General features: G+C 49.3%; 23 protein-coding genes. 6 read left to right on the forward strand and 17 right to left on the reverse strand.

Annotated features, from left to right (window positions below; genetic code table 11):
- Nucleotides 1-14: 14 nt before the first annotated feature.
- Nucleotides 15-2,972 (reverse strand): insulinase family protein, encoded by a 2,958-nt coding sequence (locus IM638_00985; GenBank protein MCA6361587.1) that lies wholly within the window; start codon nucleotides 2,970-2,972, stop codon nucleotides 15-17.
- A gap of 307 nt (nucleotides 2,973-3,279) precedes the next feature.
- On the opposite strand from IM638_00985, the gene IM638_00990 reads away from it, so the two are divergent.
- Nucleotides 3,280-3,693, forward strand: coding sequence for a BrxA/BrxB family bacilliredoxin (locus tag IM638_00990; protein ID MCA6361588.1), 414 nt, complete (start codon nucleotides 3,280-3,282; stop codon nucleotides 3,691-3,693).
- A gap of 65 nt (nucleotides 3,694-3,758) precedes the next feature.
- Here the strand turns inward: IM638_00990 and IM638_00995 are convergent, their stop codons facing one another.
- From IM638_00995 to IM638_01005, 3 genes are all read right to left on the reverse strand, one after another.
- On the reverse strand, nucleotides 3,759-5,756 hold the full coding sequence (locus IM638_00995; GenBank protein ID MCA6361589.1) for a tail fiber domain-containing protein: 1,998 nt from the start codon (nucleotides 5,754-5,756) through the stop codon (nucleotides 3,759-3,761).
- A 297-nt stretch (nucleotides 5,757-6,053) separates the two neighbouring features.
- Nucleotides 6,054-6,347: an Asp-tRNA(Asn)/Glu-tRNA(Gln) amidotransferase subunit GatC gene (gene gatC / locus IM638_01000; protein ID MCA6361590.1), complete on the reverse strand. Its 294-nt coding sequence runs from the start codon at nucleotides 6,345-6,347 to the stop codon at nucleotides 6,054-6,056.
- On the reverse strand, nucleotides 6,344-7,105 hold the full coding sequence (locus IM638_01005; GenBank protein MCA6361591.1) for a 1-acyl-sn-glycerol-3-phosphate acyltransferase: 762 nt from the start codon (nucleotides 7,103-7,105) through the stop codon (nucleotides 6,344-6,346). The genes gatC and IM638_01005 overlap by 4 nt, the downstream gene beginning before the upstream one ends.
- Before the next feature lie 380 nt (nucleotides 7,106-7,485).
- Here IM638_01005 and IM638_01010 point away from each other — a divergent pair, with 380 nt between their 5' ends.
- Nucleotides 7,486-7,956: a hypothetical protein gene (locus IM638_01010; GenBank protein MCA6361592.1), complete on the forward strand. Its 471-nt coding sequence runs from the start codon at nucleotides 7,486-7,488 to the stop codon at nucleotides 7,954-7,956.
- Nucleotides 7,957-8,243: 287 nt separating this feature from the next.
- Here the strand turns inward: IM638_01010 and IM638_01015 are convergent, their stop codons facing one another.
- Nucleotides 8,244-8,579 (reverse strand): DUF3800 domain-containing protein, encoded by a 336-nt coding sequence (locus tag IM638_01015; protein ID MCA6361593.1) that lies wholly within the window; start codon nucleotides 8,577-8,579, stop codon nucleotides 8,244-8,246.
- Nucleotides 8,534-9,097: a DUF3800 domain-containing protein gene (locus IM638_01020; GenBank protein MCA6361594.1), complete on the reverse strand. Its 564-nt coding sequence runs from the start codon at nucleotides 9,095-9,097 to the stop codon at nucleotides 8,534-8,536. The genes IM638_01015 and IM638_01020 overlap by 46 nt, the downstream gene beginning before the upstream one ends.
- Before the next feature lie 159 nt (nucleotides 9,098-9,256).
- Between IM638_01020 and trpS the strand changes: the two genes are divergently transcribed.
- Nucleotides 9,257-10,228, forward strand: coding sequence for a tryptophan--tRNA ligase (gene trpS / locus IM638_01025; protein MCA6361595.1), 972 nt, complete (start codon nucleotides 9,257-9,259; stop codon nucleotides 10,226-10,228).
- 2 nt (nucleotides 10,229-10,230) lie between these two features.
- Here the strand turns inward: trpS and IM638_01030 are convergent, their stop codons facing one another.
- The 10 genes from IM638_01030 to IM638_01075 all read right to left on the reverse strand — a co-directional run bounded on the left by IM638_01030 (nucleotide 10,231) and on the right by IM638_01075 (nucleotide 19,535).
- Entirely contained in the window at nucleotides 10,231-10,581 is a 351-nt protein-coding gene (locus IM638_01030) for a hypothetical protein (protein MCA6361596.1), read from the reverse strand.
- Between the two features lie 119 nt (nucleotides 10,582-10,700).
- Nucleotides 10,701-11,681 carry an acyl transferase gene (locus IM638_01035; protein ID MCA6361597.1) on the reverse strand — a complete coding sequence of 327 codons (981 nt, stop codon included), beginning with the start codon at nucleotides 11,679-11,681 and terminating at the stop codon, nucleotides 10,701-10,703.
- A 109-nt stretch (nucleotides 11,682-11,790) separates the two neighbouring features.
- On the reverse strand, nucleotides 11,791-12,939 hold the full coding sequence (locus IM638_01040) for an inorganic phosphate transporter (GenBank protein MCA6361598.1): 1,149 nt from the start codon (nucleotides 12,937-12,939) through the stop codon (nucleotides 11,791-11,793).
- 22 nt (nucleotides 12,940-12,961) lie between these two features.
- Nucleotides 12,962-13,600, reverse strand: coding sequence for a DUF47 domain-containing protein (locus IM638_01045; GenBank protein ID MCA6361599.1), 639 nt, complete (start codon nucleotides 13,598-13,600; stop codon nucleotides 12,962-12,964).
- A 98-nt stretch (nucleotides 13,601-13,698) separates the two neighbouring features.
- Entirely contained in the window at nucleotides 13,699-14,358 is a 660-nt protein-coding gene (gene phoU / locus IM638_01050; protein ID MCA6361600.1) for a phosphate signaling complex protein PhoU, read from the reverse strand.
- 23 nt (nucleotides 14,359-14,381) lie between these two features.
- Entirely contained in the window at nucleotides 14,382-15,185 is an 804-nt protein-coding gene (pstB, locus tag IM638_01055) for a phosphate ABC transporter ATP-binding protein (GenBank protein ID MCA6361601.1), read from the reverse strand.
- A 14-nt stretch (nucleotides 15,186-15,199) separates the two neighbouring features.
- Complete coding sequence (pstA, locus tag IM638_01060) at nucleotides 15,200-16,111, reverse strand: phosphate ABC transporter permease PstA (protein MCA6361602.1); 912 nt, start codon at nucleotides 16,109-16,111, stop codon at nucleotides 15,200-15,202.
- Nucleotides 16,108-17,316 (reverse strand): phosphate ABC transporter permease subunit PstC, encoded by a 1,209-nt coding sequence (pstC, locus tag IM638_01065; GenBank protein MCA6361603.1) that lies wholly within the window; start codon nucleotides 17,314-17,316, stop codon nucleotides 16,108-16,110. Before pstC ends, pstA begins: the two co-directional genes overlap by 4 nt.
- Nucleotides 17,317-17,339: 23 nt before the next feature.
- On the reverse strand, nucleotides 17,340-18,194 hold the full coding sequence (locus IM638_01070; GenBank protein MCA6361604.1) for a phosphate ABC transporter substrate-binding protein: 855 nt from the start codon (nucleotides 18,192-18,194) through the stop codon (nucleotides 17,340-17,342).
- Nucleotides 18,195-18,284: 90 nt separating this feature from the next.
- Entirely contained in the window at nucleotides 18,285-19,535 is a 1,251-nt protein-coding gene (locus IM638_01075) for a porin (protein MCA6361605.1), read from the reverse strand.
- 311 nt (nucleotides 19,536-19,846) lie between these two features.
- Between IM638_01075 and IM638_01080 the strand changes: the two genes are divergently transcribed.
- Both IM638_01080 and IM638_01085 read left to right on the forward strand, forming a co-directional pair.
- The gene (locus tag IM638_01080; GenBank protein MCA6361606.1) at nucleotides 19,847-21,112 is read left to right on the forward strand and encodes a T9SS type A sorting domain-containing protein; all 1,266 of its coding nucleotides are present in this window, start codon (nucleotides 19,847-19,849) and stop codon (nucleotides 21,110-21,112) included.
- Between the two features lie 91 nt (nucleotides 21,113-21,203).
- Nucleotides 21,204-21,569 (forward strand): hypothetical protein, encoded by a 366-nt coding sequence (locus IM638_01085; GenBank protein ID MCA6361607.1) that lies wholly within the window; start codon nucleotides 21,204-21,206, stop codon nucleotides 21,567-21,569.
- Nucleotides 21,570-21,811: 242 nt separating this feature from the next.
- Here the strand turns inward: IM638_01085 and IM638_01090 are convergent, their stop codons facing one another.
- A complete protein-coding gene (locus tag IM638_01090; GenBank protein MCA6361608.1) occupies nucleotides 21,812-22,420 on the reverse strand; it encodes a trimeric intracellular cation channel family protein in 609 nt (202 codons plus the stop codon).
- A 204-nt stretch (nucleotides 22,421-22,624) separates the two neighbouring features.
- Between IM638_01090 and IM638_01095 the strand changes: the two genes are divergently transcribed.
- The gene (locus tag IM638_01095) at nucleotides 22,625-23,878 is read left to right on the forward strand and encodes an amidohydrolase family protein (GenBank protein ID MCA6361609.1); all 1,254 of its coding nucleotides are present in this window, start codon (nucleotides 22,625-22,627) and stop codon (nucleotides 23,876-23,878) included.
- Nucleotides 23,879-24,297 lie beyond the last annotated feature (419 nt).

A 24,297-nucleotide genomic window follows, 5' to 3' on the forward strand; every position in this document is an offset into this window, starting at 1 on the left:
TTTGTTCGCAGCCATTACATGCCGCGGAACTTACGTTTCTTTTTCTTCTTCTTTTTGTCAGTGGGTGCCGGTTCGGGCTGCGGCTCGGGTTTTTTCTCCGGTTGTTTTACTTCGGCCGGTTTCGGATTGCCGTTGCTGTCAACCTCCACAATGTTGTAGCCGAGACGTTTCAGTCTGTCGCCTATTTTGGCTTTGTCGCCCACCATCGAAATCACCAGCTCATCGGGATTAAACCATTTCTTGGCCATATCATCCACCTGCTTCTTGGTGAGGTTCTGGAGAATTTCGTTTTGTTTTACGGTGTAATCATCGGGCAGGTTGTAGTCGATGATGCGTTTGAGGAAGAGCAGTTTCTGGAACGGTTCTTCGTAGCGCAGTGCTTCGGCCTGCGAGATTGATTTTTTCATGTAGGCCAGTTCGGTTTCAGTGATTCCGTTCTCGGCATACTTGCGTATTTCGTTTACAAATTCATATACCGCACTGTCCGAAGCCTCGCGTTTTACACCGGCCGATGCCGTGAACGAACCGGTAAACGAGGTGCCCGAAAAGCCTGACCGTGCGCCGTAGGTCCAGCCTTTGTTCTCGCGCAGGTTAAGGTTGATGCGGCTGTTGAAATGCCCGCCCAGCGGATAGTTCATCATCTGTGCCATATAGTATTCGCCAAACGCATCGTAAGGCAGACCAATGCGGCCGATGATGATTTCTGACTGCGCGGCATCGGGTTTGTCGTAAAGGAAAATGGTGGTTTTGCCGGCAGCGGGCACGGCAGCCATGTTCCCATCGGATTTGATCTGTACGCCGGTTGATGTCCATTTTTCGAGGAAACCGGTGTGTTTCAGCATTTCATCTTTGTTGAGATCACTCACCACCACAAAGCGCGCAATGTTGGGCGAAATCATTTTGCGGTGATATTGTTTGAGATCTTCAAGCGTAATGGCTGCAATGGTTTCGACGGTGCCGCCTGCGGGATAGGCTTTGATGTGATTGGCGCCGTAAACGGTTTTATTGAACATAAGCGAAGCCATTGAGCGCGGCTGTATGCTCAGGTTGCGCGCACTTTCAAGCTGCATGTTTTTCACCAGCTCAAATTCCTGCTGGTCGAATTTCGGATGCAGCAGCTTTTCTTCTACCAGCGCCATTGTCGCATCAAGGTTGCGCGTGAGGCAGGTAATGGAAATCTGAATTTCCTCATCGTCAGAATAAATAGCTACTTCGCTGCCGAGCAGTTCAAGCTGCTCTTCAATCGATGCGGCCTCATACTTTTCGGTCGATTGATCCATCATTTTTGCCAGCATGGCTGCCGTGCCTGATTTGGCAGGTTCTTCCTGGCGGTGACCAGCCGAAATGCTGAGCAGCATGAAGGTGCGCGGAATTTCGGTTGACTGTGTGCCGATCATTTTCAGACCGTTTGCATAGCTGCCGCGCCAGATCGACGGCGGCATTACAGCGGGTGTAGGGCCGGGCACCGGTTTTTTCGAACGGTCGAAATTGTCAGCCGCTTTGCGCATGTTCAGGTTTTTGTACTCGGCCGATTCTTCGCTGCCTACGCGGTAAACAGGTGGTGTGTAATTGTCGGGCCGGGCCGGAGCCACGTTTTTGCCTTTGGGCAATACGCTGAGAATAACAGCCGGTTTGCCTTTGATGTATTTGTTATATACACGCATCACATCTTCCTTGGTTACTTTCTGGTAACGCTCAAGGTCTTTGGCAATCATGTTCGGGTTGTGCTGGAATGTGGCGTACGAAGCAATAGTAGAAGCCTTCCCTTCCACACTGCTCATCACATCCAGAAAATACGATTCGATATACAGTTTGAAACGCTGAAGATCGTTATCCGTTACGCCGCGCTTTTCAAATTTCTGCAACGCCACGCCCAGCAGGCTGTCGGTTTCGCGCAGGCTGTGGCCGGGGTAGGGACGTATATCAATCATTATGGAACCGGTAAGTTCCTGCCCGTAGCTGTACATGCTGGCACGTTCGGCCACTTTGGTTTCGGTAAAGGTTTCGTAAAACACAGAGCTTTTGCCATCGGCAATAATCTGGCAAAGCGCGTCGAGTGCCGGTTCGTCTTCGTGCCAGCTCCAGATGCCCGGACGGGCAATGCTGAGTTGCGGCAGGCGCACCACATCTTCGTATGAAATGTAGCGGTCGCGGTCAACAGTTACCGGCATTTTAGCCATGTCTTTTACTTCGGGGCCGCGCGGAATGCTGCCGAAATATTTCTCGGCCAGTTTCACCACTTCGGCTGTTTTCACATCGCCGGCCACGGTAAGGATGGCGTTGTTGGGGCCATACCAGCGCAGGAAAAAGTTTTTCAGATCGCCCACATTCACGCGGTTCAGATCGTCGATGTAGCCGATGGTGAGCCATGAGTACGGGTGCCCCTGCGGATACATGGCGGCACTTATTTTTTCAAACACCAAGCCATACGGACGGTTATCGTAATTCTGGCCGCGTTCGTTTTTCACGGTGGCGCGTTGTACTTCAAACTTGCGCTGTGTTACCGAGTCGAGCAGAAAGCCCATGCGGTCGGCCTCAAGCCAGAGTGCAAGTTCGAGGTAGTTGGCCGGAACGGTTTCGAAATAGTTGGTGCGGTCGGTGTTTGTAGTGCCGTTGAGCGAACCGCCGGCTTCGTTTACCAATTTAAAATGTTCTTCATCGGCCACGTGCTCCGAGCCCTGAAACATCATGTGCTCAAAGAAATGTGCAAAGCCCGAACGGCCTTCCACCTCGCGCGCCGAGCCTACGTGGTAGGTGACATCAACGTGCGCAATCGGGTCCGAATGGTCTTCGTGTACCACAATGGTAAGGCCGTTGGTAAGCTCGTATTTTTCATAAGGAATCACGAGTTTACCGGCACCGTTGGTGGTTACCTTTTCAAGCAGTCTGGGTGCAGCCAGTGCACCGGTTGGTTTTTGTGCCGAAAGAGATAACCCGGCACAAAGGCTTAAAAACAGAGCAAGTTTTTTCATACGTTGTAGTTGCCGGCAGGTGTAATTAATTACCGGATTTATGCATTTTCAAAGTTAAGAAAAGCCCGGTGCCGGAAGTCAGTATATTCGATGAACGCTTCAAAACAAGGTTAAATGGACTGAGAAGGTATTTTGGTGGAAGCGCTGAGCGGGGAAATAGCGTCCGAACTAGTTTTTAAGCCTTGATTCACAGTGCACTGCAACTTATGCAGAACAATTTCATGTAGTTGTATGTATCTTTGCAGCCTCCCGAAAGCCGGAAAGTTAGCCGGCTTTCACAGGTTTCATATTAAACCGACATAAGAAAATGTATCCTCCTCAGTTAGTAATGCCCATGAAAGCCGAACTGGTGAACGCGGGCTTCGAAGATCTCACATCCCCCGAACAGGTGGATGCGGCCGTTAAGGCCTCAGGCACTGTGCTTGTGGTAGTAAATTCAGTATGTGGCTGCGCAGCCGGTGCTGCGCGTCCGGGCGTAAAGCTTTCGCTGCAGGGCGATGGCAGCAAGCCGGCCAAATTAGCCACCGTGTTTGCCGGTTTCGATACCGATGCCACCAATCAGGCACGCCGCTATTTTGCACCTTATCCGCCTTCGTCGCCGTCTATTGCACTTTTTAAAGACGGCAAACTCGTACACTTCATCGAGCGTCACCACATTGAAGGCCGCTCAGCTGAAATGATTGCCGAGCATCTCAAAGGCGCATACGCCGAATTCTGCTAAACACCTTACAAAAAAGCGCGGGAGCATCTGTTAATGCTCCCGCGCTTTTTTTGGGTATTTACGGATTATTCGGTAATAATCATTTTGCGGCTGGCGGCTTCCTTGCCGTCGAGCACGAGCATGTAGATGTAAATTCCGGGACCAAATTCGTTGGCGGCAATTTCCATGCTGCCTTCGCCGGTGCCGTTAATGCCGAAGCTGCGGATCTGCTTGCCGGTAAGATCATACACATTGAGTTGTGCAGTGCTTACACCGGCAGGCACAGAATAACTGATGCGGGTAGCTACGTTAAACGGATTGGGTGCATTCTGGTCGAGGCGTGCGCCCACCATACCCACACCGTTTACACCGGCCGGATTGAGCAGGTTTTCGGTGCCTGGACGTGAAGCGGCAATTACGTTGCGCAGCGAGTCAATTTGTGTTTGCTGTGCTTTCATGCCTTCTACCAGCAGGGGCACAATGGCATCATAGTTTACCTGATACAAACCGGTGGTTGCATCCTGCGATACGGCTTCGGGCACTACTTTCACCAACTCCTGTGCAATGAAACCATACTGGTTGCCTTCGGGCAGTTCCATGGTTTCGTTGGCGCGGTAGCTGTAGGTGGTGCCACGCAGCTGCATTACTTTTTCCATCGGGTTGTTGATGGTTTCCACATTCTGCTTCAGGCGCTGATCAGAGAACGCCCAGAAGCCTGTAGCGCGGATGCCGCCATTTACGTCAAGGAAGAAAGGTACTATTGCCGGACCTGCGTTCGGGGGTACGTTGAATGTACCTACGTCGATGGGTGTGGCGGTGTTGATACCCATGCGGCCGTTTGCCAGAATGGTAGCCACTTCCTTCAGGTTGTTGGTATTGTTCTGCGGCTGGTTGTTGCGGAAGTTAAAAGTGAGACGATCCTGCGTATTGGTAGCTGTAGAAACAGCACCTGCAAACTGAAGATCCTGCCAGGTAATCTGCGCCTGGTTGCCGTTTACCTGTGCATTGAAACCGGCATCGCCGTTTTGTGCACGCAAACCGGTAATGTTGCTGCCCGGATTAATGGTGCTGTTGCCTTCCTGTCCGATTGAAGAGAAGGTAGCGGCTACCGGATTTGCAAAGCTGCCGTTGCTGAGTACGGTAATAGCGCGGAAAGCAGCGTCGCTGGCTGTGGGGGTGGCATCCACAAGGAATGCCACTGTGCCCGGATCAGCATTCACGCCTACACGGCCACCGGGTGCAAACACCATCAGGTTTTTATCTGAGGGAATGCCCGTGGCGCTGTTGATAAACGTGTTGCGGATAAACATGCGCTGGTTCGGATCGGGCGCAGCGGTGTTGGTGCCGAAATTGATAATCAGATCAGGATTGGTGGTGCTCGGATTCTGAATCAGGCTGAAGGTAGCCAGACGCGACTGACGCACCACAGCCATTCCGTAGGTGGATGAAATAGGCTGACTGGCTGAGCCAGCCAAACCCAGACCAATCCACTGGTCCGTAGCATCAAAACCACCAAAATTACCCTGTTCAATCTGCGCCATTTGTCCGCCGGTTACGTCGAACAAGGCCTGAGGAATAAACGTATTTACACCCACACGGCCAATAACAGAACACGTAAATAAACGTTTCCCTTCGGCACCATTGTCCACATAAAACGCATCACTTTTTGATACCAAAGTGCCAATTCCAATTACATGCCCGATACTGTTATTGGCAAATGCAATAGAATTGTTTGTAATGAAATGTTCTACGCGCCCGTTTATAATATCAGTCCGAAAACTAAAACCTGAATTGATAGGGCCAGTGCCAAATACGCGGAATGAGTTAGCTACATCAAGACGAGCTTGCGGTAGAGTGGTGCCAATACCAATAAACCCGTTGCTTGCCAGAATGCGGGCTCGCTCTATGTTGTTGGCACGGAAGATTACATCAAAATTATTATTAGAACCCAGAAACTGAGTTCCGGTTAATGTGTTACTGGCAATGGTGGCCTGTGCATTCACATCATTGCTGCTCAATACTGCCATAGCCGCAAGCGCGGCAAATAATCCTGTACGGCGAAGGACTGTGTAGGGAATTTTCATCGAATTTTGTTTTTGTGAAACATTAATGAAATTAAATTGTATTTACCTGCTACTGCAGTTGGCGGGCAAACACAAAAACCAAAACCACCAAGTCTGAGTTTTGTGCAGGACTGTTAATTACTTTTCCCGGAAAAAGAAGGATTAAATTCCGTTTTCTGTCGGGTATAAATAGTTAAATAGTTTGATTTCCAGTAATATGATTGTCTGTTGAAAAGTCCTTTGGCATACGTTTAAACAAAATAAAAAACCGCTTTATCACAAGGATAGAAGCGGCTCGGATAAGAGTTGTAACTGCGGTTATTTTTTCTCTACCACTTTGGGAACTTTGAAATAATCTGAATCTTTTTTAGGTGCATTGGCCAGTACCACATCCTGTGCAAGTGGTTCTTTAATCTCATCTTCACGCAGGTGGTTTACTTCGTCAGTCATATAAATGAGAGGCTGCACATTATCAGTATCAAGCTCGTTCAGTTTTTCCACAAACCCGATCATGCGGTTCATGTCGTTAATCATGGCCTGTTCGCCGGCTTCGTCAAATTCAAGACGGGCCAGGTGGGCAACTTGTTTTACGGTAGTACTGTCGATATTCATGCCTGACTGAGGGTTTGTGCGATGGTTGTTCTGACCTGATGACGCAAATTTACCAAATCTTCTTCGGTCATGCCACGTGTGGGTACAGGTTTATGCACCACCACACGCGCCAGCCCCGGCCGGCCAAACGATTTGAAGAAACCGCCGTTTTGCAGCAGTGTCCAGTTGTTGCGAAAAGTAATGGGCACAATGGGCACCTGATGTTCAATGGCAAGGCGGAAGGCACCGTTTTTAAAGGGTTTCAGCTTTCCGTTCGATTCAATGGTGCCTTCGGGATAAATGAAAACGCTTTGTCCGGAGGCTAATTTCTCGCCGGCCTGGGTAAATGCCTTGTACGAACCCGTGCGCGATTTGCGGTCCACATAAATATTCATTCCCGCACGGCCCCGGCGTTCGCGGAAAAAAATGCGCAGCAGGGGCGCTTTGTCTATTTCCAGCTTGCCCATATATACAAAGTAGTGCGGCACCACAATGTAGCTGATTACAATATCAAGGTAAGAAGCGTGGTTGGCTACATACACACACGGACTCCCATCGTGTGCGGGTGTTTCACGCGTGATGCGAAGAAAAACACCCGGTACGTGCAGTACCCAGCGCGCCCAGATACGCATAAGGCCAAATGCCTTGCGGTACCAGCTTGCACGTGAGAGCAGGATAGCAAACACCGGAAAAAGCAAAATCATGCTGCACACAAAGTTGAGCACGAAAAACAGTTTCCAGAGCGCGCGGGGTAAAATACCGAGATAGTGGCGATACATGTTTGGGAATACAAATGTACTAAACAATTACCCGGCAGCTTATTATTTCTATCTGTGTGACAGTGCTGCACTTTTACCAATTATCGATGAAATTAACCCTTTAATCGGCTTTTAATTTCCCTTTAATCTGTAGTAATTAATAATATTATTGTTATTGACAGGTAGAGTGATTTTTTGTAATGCATTAATATTCAGATTGCTGGTAATGTGTTTGTCAGGAATGGTTAATCAAAATAATATAATTGGTCATGTTTAACGGGCAATACTTGACTAATCTCCTGTGCAGATTACCGTAAGAAATCAACAGTAAGGACTGTTCTGCGTTAAGATAATCAGACCGGTAATCAACGGTTATCATTCAAACACAAATTACACGACTTATGAAACAACTTGCGTCCCTGCTTTTGCTTACGGTACTCGTTTTAGCCGTACCAGCCTGCAAAAAGTACCCAGAAGGCCCCACTATCAGCCTGAGAACAAAAACCGCACGCGTATCGAATGAATGGACAGTAGAAAAAAGTATGCGAAACGGCGTCGATCAAACTGCTGCATTTAACACCGCATATTCAGGGTTAATTGAAACCTATACTAAAGACGGTGTCTGGACTTATTCCTACACAGATGCCGGAGGTAACTTGGTTTCAGGTGCGGGTGAATGGGAGTTTGAAGACGATGACGACGACGATGACGGGGATGGCGACGATGATCCGCGCAAATCATCGATTGAACGGGAAAACAGCAATAACCTTCCCTCTGAAATACACATTCTGAAGCTGGAGGAGAAAGAAATGTGGTATTGGTACAAAGAAAATAACGATCGCGTAGAGGTTCATCTCACGGAAAAGAAGTAAGGTTTTTCAATAATTGAGAAGGCGTGAGGAATAAATCCCCTCACGCCTTTTTCGTGTATAACTTCCTTACTTTTGTTCTTTATCTGTTTCTCAAACTAACCATGAGTCGCATTGTTACCGGCCTGGTGGCTGATTTTTGCCCGCCTGCCTTTGCCTTGCACTAGCCTGCCGAAAACTATGTGTTTAGGCAGAACAAATCAGAAAAATAACTGCAAAAAATTTGAAAACAATTAATATTAGTTATATTTGTGTTGGAGGCTTAGTCGGGAAACTGATTCTGCCTTTTTTTATTTTATGTAGATTATGCTCCAAATTTCCATTTTGTTTATTTCACCTACTGTTCGATAGGTAGTATATCTGAGTGATTTTAACATTTCCACAAATTCATGTAGTTCTCTTCTAATCGGTTTCTCCATACTTTTTAGTCGCAGACCCCAGCAAATAAGGTAAGCAATCAAATCTGCAATTTGAATCCCCGTTGTTAAGTCACTATGAACGAAAAATGGCTCGGGTATGATGAGTGAAGATCTTTGCCTGCCTTTAGTTGTTTTTTTAAAGTAGTTTTCGATTTCTGTGATTAATTTATGGCTGTGTGACTTTTCAAATTCATCAAAAACAACAATGCCTTGCTCTTCAGTCTTTTTTCATCCAAATAATAATACATCCTCTCAAGCACATACACATAATCTCTTCTGAGCAAACCCTCCGGGTCACCATCAGTAATTCTGGGTTTTCCAGACTCCGACGAAATAGTGGCAAATACCCGAACTCTGAATCTGATACATAAATCAAGCAATCGTTTTACATATTCAAGTTTGGCCTGTGCCAGAGCAGCCCAATGGCGGGTTGTAGAATTTTTCCCATCAGAAAGACATTCCCGGGCAAGAGTTGTCCTTTCCTCGGCTGGTATTGGCGGGTGTAAAGCGGCATGTTTAAAGACCTTACTTTTGAGAAATGTCTGCCCCTTAATTTCTCTATGGCTGGTACCATAACGCATTCCAAATAGTTGTTCCTCATGTTGTTTTAACTGAGAAATCATATTCCATAAATTACAATCATTTATTGATACACCACAAAGTACTTCATAAGGAGATTTATCGTGGTCTGTACCACTTTCATCAATAAAGAAAAAATAAGCCATAATTTATTTTCTGGGCAATATAAATCTTGTTTACGAATGCCTCAGCCAGGATAAATCATTTTGCTGTAAATGAGGATAATAAAATATTCCCGCCCGACTACCTCACATTTCCCTGCCACAACTTCCTTACTTTTACGCTTCATCTGAATACAAATTACCATGAGTCGCATTCTTACCGGCATTCAGAGCAGCAACATTCCTCACCTCGGAAACATTCTTGGTGCGGTGCAGCCTGCGGTGCAGCTTTCGCACGACCCGGCCAATCACGCCATTTACTTTATTGCCGATTTACACTCGCTCACCAGCCAGCGCGATGCAACTGCCCGCCGCGAAAGTGTACACGCCGTGGCCGCCACCTGGCTCGCTTTCGGACTCGATACCGAACGTAATATTCTCTTCCGCCAGAGCAGTGTGCCCGAAGTATGCGAACTTACCTGGTACCTGAGCTGCTTTATGTCGTTTCAGCGTTTGCAGCTTGCACACTCTTTCAAAGACAAATCAGAAAATGGCGCCGATGTAAATACGGGTTTGTTTACCTATCCCGTACTCATGGCGGCTGATATTCTGCTGTACGATTCAAACATCGTACCCGTAGGCAAAGACCAGAAACAACACATTGAGTTTACCCGCGATCTCGCCGAACGCATCAACCATCACTATCAGAAAGAAATTTTCGTGGTGCCCGAACACCGCATCGACGAACAGGTAATGGTAGTGCCCGGCACCGACGGACGCAAGATGAGCAAGTCGTACAACAACTTCATCAACATCTTCCTGCCCGAAAAGGAACTGAAGAAAGTGGTGATGAGCATTGTAACCGATTCCACTCCTCTCGAAGAGCCGAAGAATCCGGATACCGATAATGTGTTTGCCATTTACCGTTTGCTTGCTTCAGCCGCTCAAACCGAAGAACTGCGGGCAAAATACCTCGCCGGTAATTTCGGCTACGGTCACGCCAAAACGGCGCTGTACGAGCTTATTCTTGATGCCTACAAAACCCAGCGCGAGTCATATCACCATTACATGAACGACCGCGCATCGCTGGAAGCCGAGTTGAAAAAGGGCGAAAATAAAGCGCGTGAAATTGCCTTGCCGGTGTTGCAACGCGTGCGTGAGGTGATGGGGTTCTAAATTTACTGCGCCGGAATTTCACCGCTCAGCACAATCTCGCCCTGCGGACTTTGCAATGTGCCCTGTTTCCAGATTCCTCCGTCAACATAAATGGTTACAAGAAAGGAATACTGCGGCGAGGTGCTGCTCACTTTAGCTTTCATAAACTCGCCCGGTTCGGCACGGCGCACGGGCGATGTCCAGCTTGTGGCAGAGGAGGTAGTCTGCACTTCTGTTCCGGCGACGTTTTGCGTGTAGCTTATTGTACACGTGGCCGATCCGCTGGCCTGTTTCACATTCACGGTAACCATGCGCGAATTGTCGCGTTTGCAGGCGGTAAAAGCGATAACGAGAACAAGCAGCAGGTAGCGCATGGTGATGAAAGTTGGTAAGGATAGTGTAATTTACGGCAAGGCCAGTTCACCGGCAAACGGCATTTGAGAAACGGTTGTGGGTAAATAATAAATGGCATTCGGGTTGCGAATGCCAATCGTTAGCCCACCATGAGGTTGCAGCCGCGCACATCGCTGTGGTCGAAACGGCCGAGTATTTCGAAGCTGCCGTTTTCATGCAGTTTGCCCAGATCCTGTGTGGCAATGAAACTGCAGCTATGCAGGTTGGCAAGGTCTGTAATGCATACGCCGCCTGTTTTTCCGAATCCGGCCGTGCTCAGCGGGTCGTTCATTTCGCGTATGTGAATGCGCATCCACGGCGGGCAGTAAAAAATCCCGTCGCCTTTTGAGTAGGCCTGCGAAAGCAGCTCGGTCATGCCGTATTCCGAGTGGATATGTGCAACGGAAAACGCGCTGCATAACGTTTCATGCACTTCTTCGCGTATCATTTCGCGGCGTTTGCCTTTCATGCCGCCGGTTTCCATAATTATGGTGTGCGGCAGCGGCTGCGGAAACTGTTCGGCCAGATCGAGCAGGGCATACGTTACACCCAGCAACAGCACCGGTTGTGCGGCCTGGCTGAGTTGCCTGAGCAAGGCAGCCAGTTCGGCGAGGTTGTGCAGGTAAAAACCGCTTTCGGGGCGGTTGCTGCGTTTTATCAGCGCATCGGCCATATATACCAGCGATGAACCTTCGCGTTCGAGGTACGAAGGCAGCAGCGCCAGCACGACGTAGTTTTGAATATCGCCGTAAAACAATTCAAAACTGCGCATGAAGCTTTCTTCATACAGCGAAACATCGGCTACAAAATGCTGCGAGGTAATTTGGCCCGTGGTGCCGCTGCTGGTAAAAATCTGCTGCGGCTGCAGGCCGTCTTCCAGTATGCGGTGTGTTTTGTACAAACTGGCCGGCAGGTAGGGAATCTGTGCGGGACTGGTTACGTTTTCGGGTGTAATGCCCAGCAATTGCACAAATTCGCGGTACACGGCCACGTGCTGCGCCTGATGCCTGAATACGCGCAAGGTGAGGGCATCGTAATCAGCAGCGGTAAAAATCCCGTTTCGCAGTGTGGCCGCATTCATGCCGCAAAGTTCGCAATTTCTGCCAGAGTGGTTTTGCGCGGCAGAAAAGAAGAAGAGGCTGTTTCATGGGTTCGAAACAGCCTCTTCAAAAAATTATACTTCCACTAAATCAGATAAACATATCGAGCAGGTAATACACCCCCGCGCCTACCGCACCCGAAACCGGTATGGTAAGAATCCACGCCCAGAGCAGGTTTACCGTAACACCCCAGCGCACGGCCGACACACGTTTGGTGACTCCCACACCGATAATGGCACCGGTAATGGTGTGTGTGGTAGAAACCGGTACACCCATGCCCTGCGATACACCGTAAAGCGTAATGGCACCCGCTGTTTCAGCTGCCACACCTTCGAGCGGTGTTACTTTGGTGATTTTTGTGCCCATTGTTTTCACAATGCGCCAGCCGCCCATCATGGTGCCTAAACCAATAGCCGCATAGCATACCAGCGGAACCCAGTCGGGAATGTGTTTGATTTTTTCCTTGAGCTTGTGTCCGGTTTGTTTCTGGTATTCCTTCTTATATACTGCATAGGTGGCACCCTCAGGCAGTGTAACCTTGTCTTTGGTTATTTCGTCTTCGTAAGCAAACCCGAGTGTGTTCCAGCTTTCGGTTTTGTAATTGCTATCAACCTTTATCATTGCGGCATTAAATACCATGAGCGCTGCGGCAATAATACCCATTACTTTCTGCGAGTCGCTGCCGCCGTGGCCGATACTGAATGCGGCCGAAGAAACCAACTGCAGGCGTTTAAACCAGCGTTCGGTTTTGGCGTGGGGCGAGTTGCGTACAATGTTCAGAATAAGTACGGTGAGCAGATACGAAACTACAAGACCAATAATTGGCGCCAGGAAAATGAAGAGAAAGGTTTTGATGATGCTTTCCTGATTCACTACGGCAAACGTGCCTGCGTGTGCAATGGCTGCACCTGCAAAACCGCCTATAAGTGTGTGCGACGAGCTTGACGGAATGCCATACCACCAGGTAAGCAGGTTCCAGAAAATGGCAGCCACCATACCGGCAAAAATTACAGTGAGGTTAATTGCATCACTGTGTACCGTTTTTGCCACGGTATCTGCTACTTTCAGGTCGAAAATCCAGAACGCCACAAAGTTGAAAAAGGCTGCCCAGAGCACCGCCTGAAAGGGCGAAAGTACCTTGGTCGAAACCACTGTGGCAATCGAGTTGGCTGCATCGTGAAACCCGTTAATCAGGTCGAATGCAATGGCCAGCACGATAATAATTATGAGTACTGTCATCATAACGAACAGTGGTTACGCCTTATGCGTATTTAATCAGAATAGACTGAATGGTGTTGGCTGCATCTTCGCACTTGTCGGTTGCAGTTTCGAGTGCCGAGAGCAGTTCCTTGATCTTGATGATCTGAATGGCATCCTTCTCGGTCTCGAAAAGCGAAGCAATGCTGCGGTTGAAAATATCATCGGCTTCGTTTTCGAGGCTGTTGATTTTTACGCAGGCTTCTTTAATGGCAGTGATGTCTTTCATATTCTTCAGGTTCACCACAGCTACATTCAGCTCGATAGAACCCTTGAGAATAATTTCAGCCAGCTTCACTACCGACTCGTTCAGCGTATCCATGCGGTAAAGCTCCACACGCTTTGATGAGCCATGAATAAAATCAAGTACATCGTCAATAGCCGAGGTGAGTGCGTGAATGTCTTCACGGTCAAACGGCGTAATGAAGTTGCGGCTGAGTTCGTTAAAAATCATGTGGGTGATGTTGTCACCCGTGTGTTCGAGATGCTCAATTTCCTTGATGAGTTCCTTGCGCTTTTCGGGAACGGTGGTAATCACCATTTCGTTGAGCACTTTTGATGCTTTAATCAGGTTTTCGGTAGCCTGCTGGAAAAGCGGGAAGAACTTGCGGTCTTTCGGGACGAGTAATTGTAAAATTCCCATTGAATTCAGGATTGGTTTAGGACTAATCTGCGGCAAAGGTAATTTACCTGTCTGATAGTCAGGTTAAGTTAATGTTACCAATGTTAACTATCTGAAAATCAGCTGTCTGATTCATGTTTGAGTACTTTGGCTTCGACGAAGAAGATAATTTCTTCGGCGATGTTTTTTGTTTGGTCGCCCACGCGTTCTAACTTTCTGATGATGGACAGCATATTCAGGCAATGCAGCGGATCCTGTGCGCTTCCAATCAGTTTGAGTGTAGTTTGTGTGGCGGCAAGGTTTATCTCGTCGAGCAGATCGTCTTTCGCAAATACGTCGCGGGCCAATGTGGTATTTTCTGTAATAAACGCTTCCAGCGAGTCATCCAGCATACTTACAGCCGTTTTATACATTTCGTCAAAACGATAGGCTGTAATGAGTTCTTCGGGGAAGGGTGTTTTCACATCCAGTACATAGCGCGCAATTCCTTCGGCATTATCGCCAATCCGTTCGAGGTTGGTGTTAATTTTAAGCGCGGCAAGAATAAACCGAAGATCCACTGCTACCGGATTAAACAACGCCAGTATGTTTTCGCAGTCGCGGTCGGTTTTGAGTTCGAGCGAATTGATTTTACGCTCCAGTTCCAGTACTTCGCGTGCCAGGCCGTGGTCAAATTGCACGAGTGCGTTTTTGCACTTGCCGATTTGCGCGCGCACTAACCGCTGCATATCAATGAGCTGTTCTTTCAGCAGGTGTAATTCGGTATCGAGGTGCGTCATGCCTGATGCGTTTTCAATAATTATTATCCGAAGCGCCCGGTGAGGTAATTCTGCGTTTTCGGATTTTGGGGATTGGTAAAAATGGCTTTGGTGAAGCCGGTTTCAATCAGTTCGCCTTCGTAAAAGAATGCCGTATAATCGCTCACACGGCCGGCCTGCTGCATGTTGTGTGTGACAAACAGAATGGTGTACTGATCTTTGAGCGAGTAAATCAACTCCTCAATACGCGCCGCTGAAACCGGGTCGAGTGCCGATGCCGGTTCGTCCATAAGCAGCACCGAAGGTTCCACCGCCAACGCCCGCGCAATGCAAAGGCGCTGCTGCTGCCCGCCCGAAAGCTTCCATGCCGACTGCCGCAGTTTGTCTTTCACTTCATCCCACAAAAAAGCACGCTTGAGCGCATACTCTACGTGATCAGCAATAAATCCTTTTTCAGTAATTCCGTTTACACGCAGGCCGTAAGCCACATTTTCGTATATACTTTTCGGAAACGGATTGGGCTTTTGAAACACAATCCCCACATTTTTCCGCAACTGATCCACATCGGCACTCCGGCTGTAAATATCCTGTCCGTCGATAAATATCTCGCCGGTAATACGGGCTTCGGGAATAAGATCGTTCAGGCGATTAAAAAGGCGGAGAAAGGTAGTTTTGCCGCATCCGCTGGGGCCAATAAGTGCGGTTACGGTTTTCTCCGGAATCTTCATGTTTATTCCCTTCAGCGCATGAAAATTGCCGTAGTGAAGATTTACCTGTGAGGTGGAAATCTTGACCGGTTTTTCAAGAGTGCCTTTTTGTGTGCCTTTATTTTCGGAATGAAGATTCATTTTAATATCCGTGATTATATTTTTTCTCCGGCTTTACGGTTCAGGCGATTTCGGAGCAAACCAGTAAGCATATTCATGAGCAGCACCAGTAAAATTAATATCAGTGCAGTTCCGAATGCAGCCGGCTGAGACTTTTCTATATCGTTGCCGCTGGTAGCCAGCACATAGAGGTGATAGGGGAGCGCCATTACCTGATCGAAAATACTTTCAGGCAGGCGGGTGAGGAAGTAGGCGGCAGCGGTGAAAAGTATGGGAGCTGTTTCGCCTGATACGCGGCCCACAGCAAGCACAAAGCCGGTAAGAATGCCCGGCATGGCTTGCGGAAGTACTACACGCCTTGTAGTTTGCCAACGTGTGGCGCCCAGTGCGTAGCTGCCCATGCGGTGAGCAGGGGCAACGGCCTTCAACGCTTCTTCGGTAGTGCGGATTACCACAGGCAGCACCATTACCGCCAGCGTAAGCGAACCCGCCAGAATGCTGCTGCCAAAGCCCAGCCCGTTTACAAACATCGACATGCCGAACAGTCCGAATACCACGGAAGGCACACCGGCAAGGTTGCTGGTCATAATGCGGATAAACTGTTTCAGCGGGCCGTTTGATACATATTCGCTCAGATAAATGCCCGCCATTACGCCTACCGGAAATGCAAACAGCATACTGCCCGCTGCAAGACACAGCGTGCCCACAATGGCGGGGAAAATACCACCCTCGGTCATGCCGTTTTTAGGCGATGCGGTAAGGAATTCCCAGCTTAGCGCCGGTGCTCCTTTAATTGTAATATAGCCTACAATGAGCAGCAGCAGCAATGCCACAAGCACACTCATGGCGCGCAGCAGTGCAAAGGCTACCTGCTGTTGCCTGCGCTTGCGTGCCGAAGCGGCTTTGAACAGGTCTGAAAGCGCAATTTTCTTTTCCGGTGCGTTCATAGTCCGGCAGCCCTCCTGCGCCTGATGACTAAGTACTCGACCAGCAGATTGAATGTGAGTGTAATTAAAAACAGCAAACAGCCAAGCGCAAACAGCGCCTTGCTGTGTGTGCTGCCTTGTGCGGCTTCGCCAAGTTCGCCGGCAATGGTGGCGGGTAACGTGCGCACGGGTTCAAGCAAGGAGTGTGGAATAACGGCTGCGTTTCCGGTAACCATAAGCACAGCCATGGTTTCGCCCACAGCACGGCCAATGCCCAGCACCGCTGCCGCCGCAATGCCTGATGATGACCACGGCAACACCACGCGCCAGATGGTTTGCCACTGTGTAGCGCCCAGCGCAAGGCTGGCTTCCTTCATTTCGCGCGGCGTGCTGCGCAGTGCATCTTCGGATACGGAAATGATAGACGGCAGCGCCATAATGGCGAGCAGCACACTTCCGGCCAGTCCTGTTTCACCTACTTCCAGATCAAACAACTTTTGTATGGCCGGCACCACAACCATAAGCCCGAAAAATCCATACACCACACTCGGAATGCCCGCCAGCAATTCTACCGCAGGTTTGAGAATACGGCGCACACCGGGCCGCGCTATTTCGCTGATGTAGATGGCGGCGGCCAGCCCCAGGGGCAATGCAATAAGTATGGCGGCAATGCACACCCACAAAGAACCCAGCAGCAAGGGCAATGCACCATACTGTGCAGCAGGTTTGGCTGTGGGATACCAGTTGCGCCCGCTGAGAAACGAAATGAGACTTACCTGCCGGGTTTGCACAAAATGGCCTTTGAAACTGCGCGGTGTGTACGAGGTGTCAAACGCCGCAAGTATGCCCGGCATACTGTCTATGAGTTGGCCGATGCACTGCGGCAGATTGGTAAAGTCCGGCCCCAGCGCCGAATCGCTGAAGTAGCGGGTAATGTCGCTCTGGTAAAATGGTATAACCGCCCTGTCGGGGCCGCCGGCTTCTTTCCAGTTGGTAATCTGTCCGTCGTACATCTTCCGGATCACATCGGCATCAAGTTTTGTGACCGGGTTGCTTTGATGCACGGCGAGTACCACGCGCGCCTCAACCGGTGATTCCGAAAAAACGCCAAGCCCTTCGCGGAAGAGATACGCAAAAATGAGAATTACTGCAGCCGTAGTTACCGCCCCGCTCAGGGTGAGCAGGCTTTCGATGAATTTTTCGGTAAATTTCCTGAGCAGTTTCATTGATGTTTCCCGTGCAAGTTAATTCAGTTTACGGGAATATAACCTTCGGCTTTTACCAGTTGCTGACCGCGTGGTGAAAGCACAAAATTGATATAGGGCAACGCATGTGCAGCGCCGCTGCGGACATAGATCAGATAAAGCGGCCGCGAAATCGGATAGTCAGGCGATGCCATATCAGGCAAGGTATAGGGTTGTCCCTGCGAATAGGAAACCGCCAGTGCTTTTACTGATGTATTGAGGTGCGCCAGACTGGTATAGCCCACAGCGCCTGGTGTTTGACTCACCGACTGTACAATGGCGCCGTTGCTGGATGCGCAGAGGGCTGATGCGGAGAAATTGCGCCGGTCAAGCACATGCTCTTTAAAAAACTCATAAGTGCCCGAACTCGACTCGCGTGAGAAAAGCACAATTTTCTGATCGCTGCCGCCTACTTCTTTCCAGTTGGTAATGCGTCCGGTGTAAATGTGCTCAATCTGTTGGCGGGTTAGTTGTTTCACCGGATTGGAGGGATGTACCACAACTGCCAGTGCATCATAAGCAATGGGTTGCTGCACAATATCAAGCTGCGCGGCTTTGAAACTTATTTTTTCATCGGTGCTCAACGCACGCGAGGACATTGCTATATCCGTAGTGCTTTCAAGCAGTGCCTTAATTCCCACTCCCGATCCGCCTCCGGTTACTTCAAGCGACGGCACAGAATCCTGTAACATATACACTTCGGCTTCACGCTGCACAAGCGGCAATACGGTGTCGCTGCCCTTAATGCTGATTACCGAACGGTTCTTACGTCGTGTGAGCCAGTTGCCCGAACAACCGGCACTTAAAGCCAGCAGCAAAAAGAGAAAAACGCAAATCCGTGTGGGTATGGCCGAAATCACATACAAACATCGGCTTACAATATTAAGTGAATGTTAAGTTGGCCCGGAAAGGGCATAAAAAAGGGGATTTTTTCAAATCCCCTTGCTGAATCAGTAGTTAAACTGAACCTGAATCCGTAGTAAATTGCCGGTCTGGTTGTTAAACTTATTGGCCTTGTCGGAAGTGTTTCGGATCGAATACACGTAGCAGGTGGTAATTTCCAGGCTTTTCATAATCTGATATTCGATACCGAAATCATATTCATTCATTTTCAGTGCCTTTGTATCGGTGGCAATTTTTACACCACCACTGTAATACTGGGCGCGGAAATAGGGGATGATAGTTTGACCGGTTTTGGGGAGTTTGGTTTTGTAGAAGATGGTTACAAAGCCGCCTTCGAGGGGAGTGTTGAGGATGGAGTCGCTATCCACACGGTACATCGGACTTTCGCCAATGTTGTATTCGGCGAGGATGCCAAAGGGTTGCGGGGCAAGCGCAATGCTTACGGCCACACGTTTATCACGGTAGGTAGAGGTTGAATTCCGCTTTACACCGCTTGAAGCCTGTCCGCTTTCGAGGGTAAAAAAGCCGGTGTAGCCCTGCACGCCGATTTCGAGGATCTGCTTGCCAAAACCAAACGGATAAGAGAGGCGGCCTATTACATGCATGCTGTTGTTCAGCTCGGGTTTGTTGGTGCTTTGTCCGTTGTAAACCCCGAAACCAAACACACCGTAGTTGTTTGAGCCTTTCAGGCCTTGTTCGGCAAGAAGATCATAACGGTAACGGGCTTTGCGCGGTGTCCAGTAGAAAAATGCACCGAGGTCGCGCTCGCTGGGAGCGGCAGTGTTCAGTGCATCCGCACGGTCGAGCGGCAAACGGTTCTGGCTCGACTGCATGTTTTCGAAACCAAAAGGCACCTTGCTCTGTCCTACACGGAAGCGAAAAACCTTGCCGGTATCCACATAAATATCGGCATACAAGTCGCGGATTTGTCCGAAGTGCATATTGGTTGAACTGGCATTCGACGCAAAGTCAACCTGATAATAGAGAAACAGGTGCGAAGAAATATCGCCAAAGAAAATAAGACGTGCCCGGCGAATCAGCACGCCACCCTTGTCGCCCACTGAGCGGTCGCCATCAAATTTCAGATCAGGATTGGTTTCGAGCAAGCGGTTGTAGCGTACCTGTGTATAGCCGCGAAGCTGAATTTTATCGTACCAATGTGATTTTTTCGGAGCCGCAGGTTTAATCTGTGCCGGCTTTGCTGCTGGCAAACTGTCGGCAACAGGCTGAGCCATTACAGACAGTGAAAACAGTGTGGCTGCAAGGGTAAGCAGACGGATGTGGTTGAGCTTGAGCATGTGTTACGTTTGGGAAATATTCGGCTAACGTTTTATTTACGGACGCAAAAAAACTAACATAGAATTAACGCAGGGTTTGCTCTGTGTTATGATAATGTTAACAAGCTAACTTTAAGTTCACGCAGCATTAACAATTTGATTTAAAGCGGGGAGCTCGCATATTCAAAGGCAGTTTGTACAGCGAATAGAGGGGGAATGAATGAAGCAGCCTTTGAAAATGAGCTGGTTTTGGGGCTGAACTTATTGTTTGCGGTGTAAATTGGGTGATGTGCTTCGGGGTTAATTCACACAGACTTAACTATCTTTCTGCAATGAAAAAGCTGCGTTACACATTGGTTTTTGTTTTATCGGGTTGGGGCCTGGCGGCTCAAACTACTGATGTGCTGTTTATTGGAAACAGCTACACTGCTTCAAACAACCTGCCTCAGCTGGTAGATAATCTGGCGCTGGCCGCCGGATTTACCATGTTTACGGATAACAGTATGCCCGGCGGGTTTACACTACAGATGCATTCGCAAAATGCGGGAACACAGGCCAAAATAACTCAGCAGCCGTGGGATGTGGTGTTTTTGCAGGCACAAAGTCAGGAGCCGGCACTCGATTCGGCATACATCATGCAAAACGTGCTTCCTTACGCCACCGTGCTTGAAGGGCAGATTGCACAGAACGACAGCTGCACGCGGCTTATTTTTTACATGACCTGGGGCCGTAAGTTTGGCGATGCGCAGAACTGTGCAGCCTACCCGCCCGTGTGCACCTACGCCGGCATGCAGGCCGAACTGCGCCGCCGCTACCTGCTTATGGCGCAGCAAAACAACGCAGCCGTGGCTCCGGTGGGCGAAGCCTGGAAAAATGTGCTGGCCACTAATCCCACATTCGATTTGTATGTGAGCGACGGCAGCCACCCCAGCCTGCATGGCTCGTATCTGGCGGCCTGTGTAATGTTTGCCACTATTTACGGACAGTCGCCGGCCGGCCTGCAATACACAGCCGGTTTGCCTGCGGCTGATGCACAGCTGCTCCAGACCATTGCCGGTACTACCGTGCTCGACTCGCTGCCGCTGTGGCAGGCCGAAATAGACATTGCCGTGGCCACCGGCCTTACCGCCACGCAAACCAGCGGCTATACCTACGATTTTGCGCTGCAAACCACCTTTGCCAATGCCTTCAGCTGGAACTACGGCGACAATACGGGCTGGCAAAGTGCCGGCAACCCGTCCACACACACATTCCCCGGTCCCGGGCAGTACACGGTAAGCGGCGTGGTACACAACGGCTGCTTTACCGATACCGTGCAGCAAACAATTACCGTGCTGCCGCTTGGGGTGCAAAATGCCGGTGCGTTTCAGGTTAATGTATATCCAAACCCTGCCAGCGGCCAGGTGCGTTTTGCCTTGCCGCCTGCACAGCCCGCCCGCATCGACTGGTTTGATGCCACCGGCCGCTGTGTAAAAAGCAGCACCCTGCCCGCCGGCAGCGATGGAGTAATGGATATTTCGCAGCTGCCTGCGGGTGTGTATCAGGTGCGTATTGTGCAGCAGGAACAGCAAGCTGTAGTGCGTGTGGTTGTCAATTGATCTGTCTGAAGCCGGTTAACTTACACGCATTGGAGTTACAAAGGCACACATCGTTGATTTTTCTTAAATGAAAAGGCCGATTCCGTATTACATGCGCGGACGTTATCATGAAATAAATGATAACGGAGTAACACGTTATTTCGAAATCCATACCTGTCCGTATTCACCTGAAAGCGCAGAACGCTTAAGAGCGATAGATTGCCTTGAACAATCTGCTTTAGGGCAGTATATGCGATTAATTCAAAAGGAAATTCCGGAGGATACCTTGCATCTGTATAAACTTCACACCTACGTTGTTTCGGGAACTGTAACGGATTATCTGGAGTTTAGATTGAATTCGCGTGATTTTGAACAGACTGGATTTCTTAGTATTGATGAATTGCTAGCATATTGCAAAGAAAGATGGGGAATAACAGCGGGTGATTTTAAACCTGAATATGAAACCAGCATTCCCTGACAGGAAGAAGAAAATACATCCGGCAACCTTTCACCGCCTGCAAGCCGGGACTTTTTGAAACACCGGACCAATTGAATTTTTAGCCCTGATTGGAGCGGAAATCAACTAAAACAAAAACTGTCGCTAACCTCTGCGAGATCTTAAAGATCTCGTAGAGGTGAATCCTGATTTTTTGTTTTAGTTGATTGCAGCGGAAAGCAGGAGCCGAGCCGATATTTATTGCTTCTCTGTTTCGCTCCCCCTCAATCCAGTTTTGGTAAAGAGAGCTTGTACCGCACCGCCACCACACGCACCGCCGCAATAAGCACCATACCGCTTATTGAACAAACCTGCGCAGGCACACCAAAATAATCGAGCAGCACATACAGCGATGCGCCGGCCAGGCAGGCGGTGGCATAAATTTCCTTGCGGAAAATAAGCGGCGTTTCGTTCAGCAGTGTATCACGTATTACGCCGCCAAACACGGCCGAGAACATGCCCAGCATAATGGCCGCCAGCGGATTTACGCCCGCCAGCAACGATTTCTGCACACCCAGAATGGTGTACACCGATATGCCCAGCGTATCGAAAATAAAAAGTGTGCGCCGCAACTTTGCCAGCACATTGCGGAATATTACCGACACTACCACCCCCGCGCCAATGGCAATTACATAATGTGCATCGCGTATCCACGCCAGCGGATGAATATCAAGCATAATATCGCGCAGTGAACCTCCGCCAATGGCCGTAATAAATCCGGTAAACGAAATCCCGAACCAGTCGCGGTGCATTTTCTGGTCTGATGCGGCCAGTGCGCCCGACATGGCAAACATGAGTGTGCCGAAAAGATCGAGGTAATAGGGAAAATGAATCATTGCTTGAGTGGAGCAGGCCGTTCAAAGGTAATAAGGTTTGGAATTTAACGCTTGAAATTTCTTTATTGCCACCTCAGCAAACATCCACCCATTCAAGGCATTATTTTTGATAAACAGGCGCCACTGCATACCACTTGTAAAAATGGCCGGATGCAGCTCTGCAAATCCTGCTACATTTATATTTCACACGATCACGTTACTATGAAACAACTTTTTCTCTTGTCTGCATTAATGGCGGCGCTGTTTGTACAGGCGCAAACACTCATTATCCGCAACGCCAACATTATTCCCATGAATACCGATACAGTACTTGTGGGGCAAACAGTGGTTATTGAAAAAGGTGTAATAAAAAGCATCGGTACTGTTTCTGAAATTCCGGCTGATGCGCAGGTGATTAACGCAAACGGCATGTATCTCACGCCGGGGCTTATGGACATGCACGCGCATCTTGAAAACGATTTTCCGCATTACGATTATTTCCGCTACAGCATGGCCTGCGGCGTTACCCTCATGCGCTCCATGCGTACCACCGAAGCCGACTTGCAGCGCCGCGATAAAATTGAAAAAGGCGAACTCACCGGGCCCCACCTCTGGCTCACCTCGCCACCGGTAAGCGGCGATTCGAGCTGGAACACGGCAAAGATTTTCAACACCGTGGCCGAGGCAAAAACCAAAGGCTACACCTGCATCAAATACCTCGGCGGCTTAGACTCGCTGCAGTTTGCACAGCTTGCCACTATTGCCGCAAACGCAGGCCTGCGCATTGCCGGCCACACACCGCCCGGCGGACTGGCCCAGGCCATTGCCACAAAAATGGCCAGCATAGAACACGCACCTGCGCTTTTTAAACTTGCTCAGGCCGACACCGCCACACAGCGCAAAACCATTCGCGCCATGGCTATTGCCGGCGTGGCGTTTTGCCCCAACCTGCATCATTATAACCTCGTTTACAATATGTACACCGCCTACGAACGCGAGTCGATGGCCGGGCTGAAAATTGTGCCCAAAAACATCCGCGCACAGTGGGACAAAAGCCTCGCCGCTACCTGGAAGTACTTAGACAGCACAGGCTTTACCGCCGACAAGCAAAAGCAGCGCATGGGCAGTTTCGGCAAACTCATTCCCCTGCTCAACCGCGAAGGCGTGGTGCTGCTTTGCAGCCCCGATGTGGGCGAATACAATGTGCCCGGCTATGCTATGGTAGAAGAAATGCTGCAGTTTGTGCGCTACGGCCTCACGCCTTATCAGGCGCTGCGCACGGCCACCATAAACCCCGCACACGTGCTTGGCGAATACAAGCGCGGCACCGTAGCCATTGGCAACTATGCCGATCTTGTGCTGCTGCCCGAAAATCCGCTAAAAAACCTGCGTGCCTACCAGTATGCGCGCTACACCATTGTAAAAGGCAACGTGTACAGCACGCGAAAGCTGCGCAAAGGGAAATATGTTCCGTAATATATTTTGGAGCGAACCTGAAGGTGCAATAAATAACCGTTCGGCTCCTGCTTTCCGCTGCAATCAACTAAAACAAAAAATCAGGTATATCACCTCTACGAGATCTTAAAGATCTCGTAGAGGTTAGCGACAGTTTTTGTTTTAGTTGATTTCCGCTCCAATCAGGGCTAGCTGATCAAACCGTCAGGCGTTTCAAAATACCTGAGTAACTACTGTTCCTCACCAAGCCGGAAGCTCACGTAAGTAATCGGCTTGCCCTCGCCCAGAAAACGCTGCAATCAACTAAAACAAACAATCGGGTGTATCACCTCTACGAGATCTTAAAGATCTCGTAGAGGTTAGCGACAGTTTTTGTTTTAGTTGATTTCCGCTCCAATCAGGGCTAGCTGATCAAACCGTCAGGCGTTTCAAAATACCTG

The organism is Bacteroidota bacterium (genome assembly GCA_020402865.1).
Lineage (GTDB): Bacteria > Bacteroidota > Bacteroidia > Palsa-965 > Palsa-965.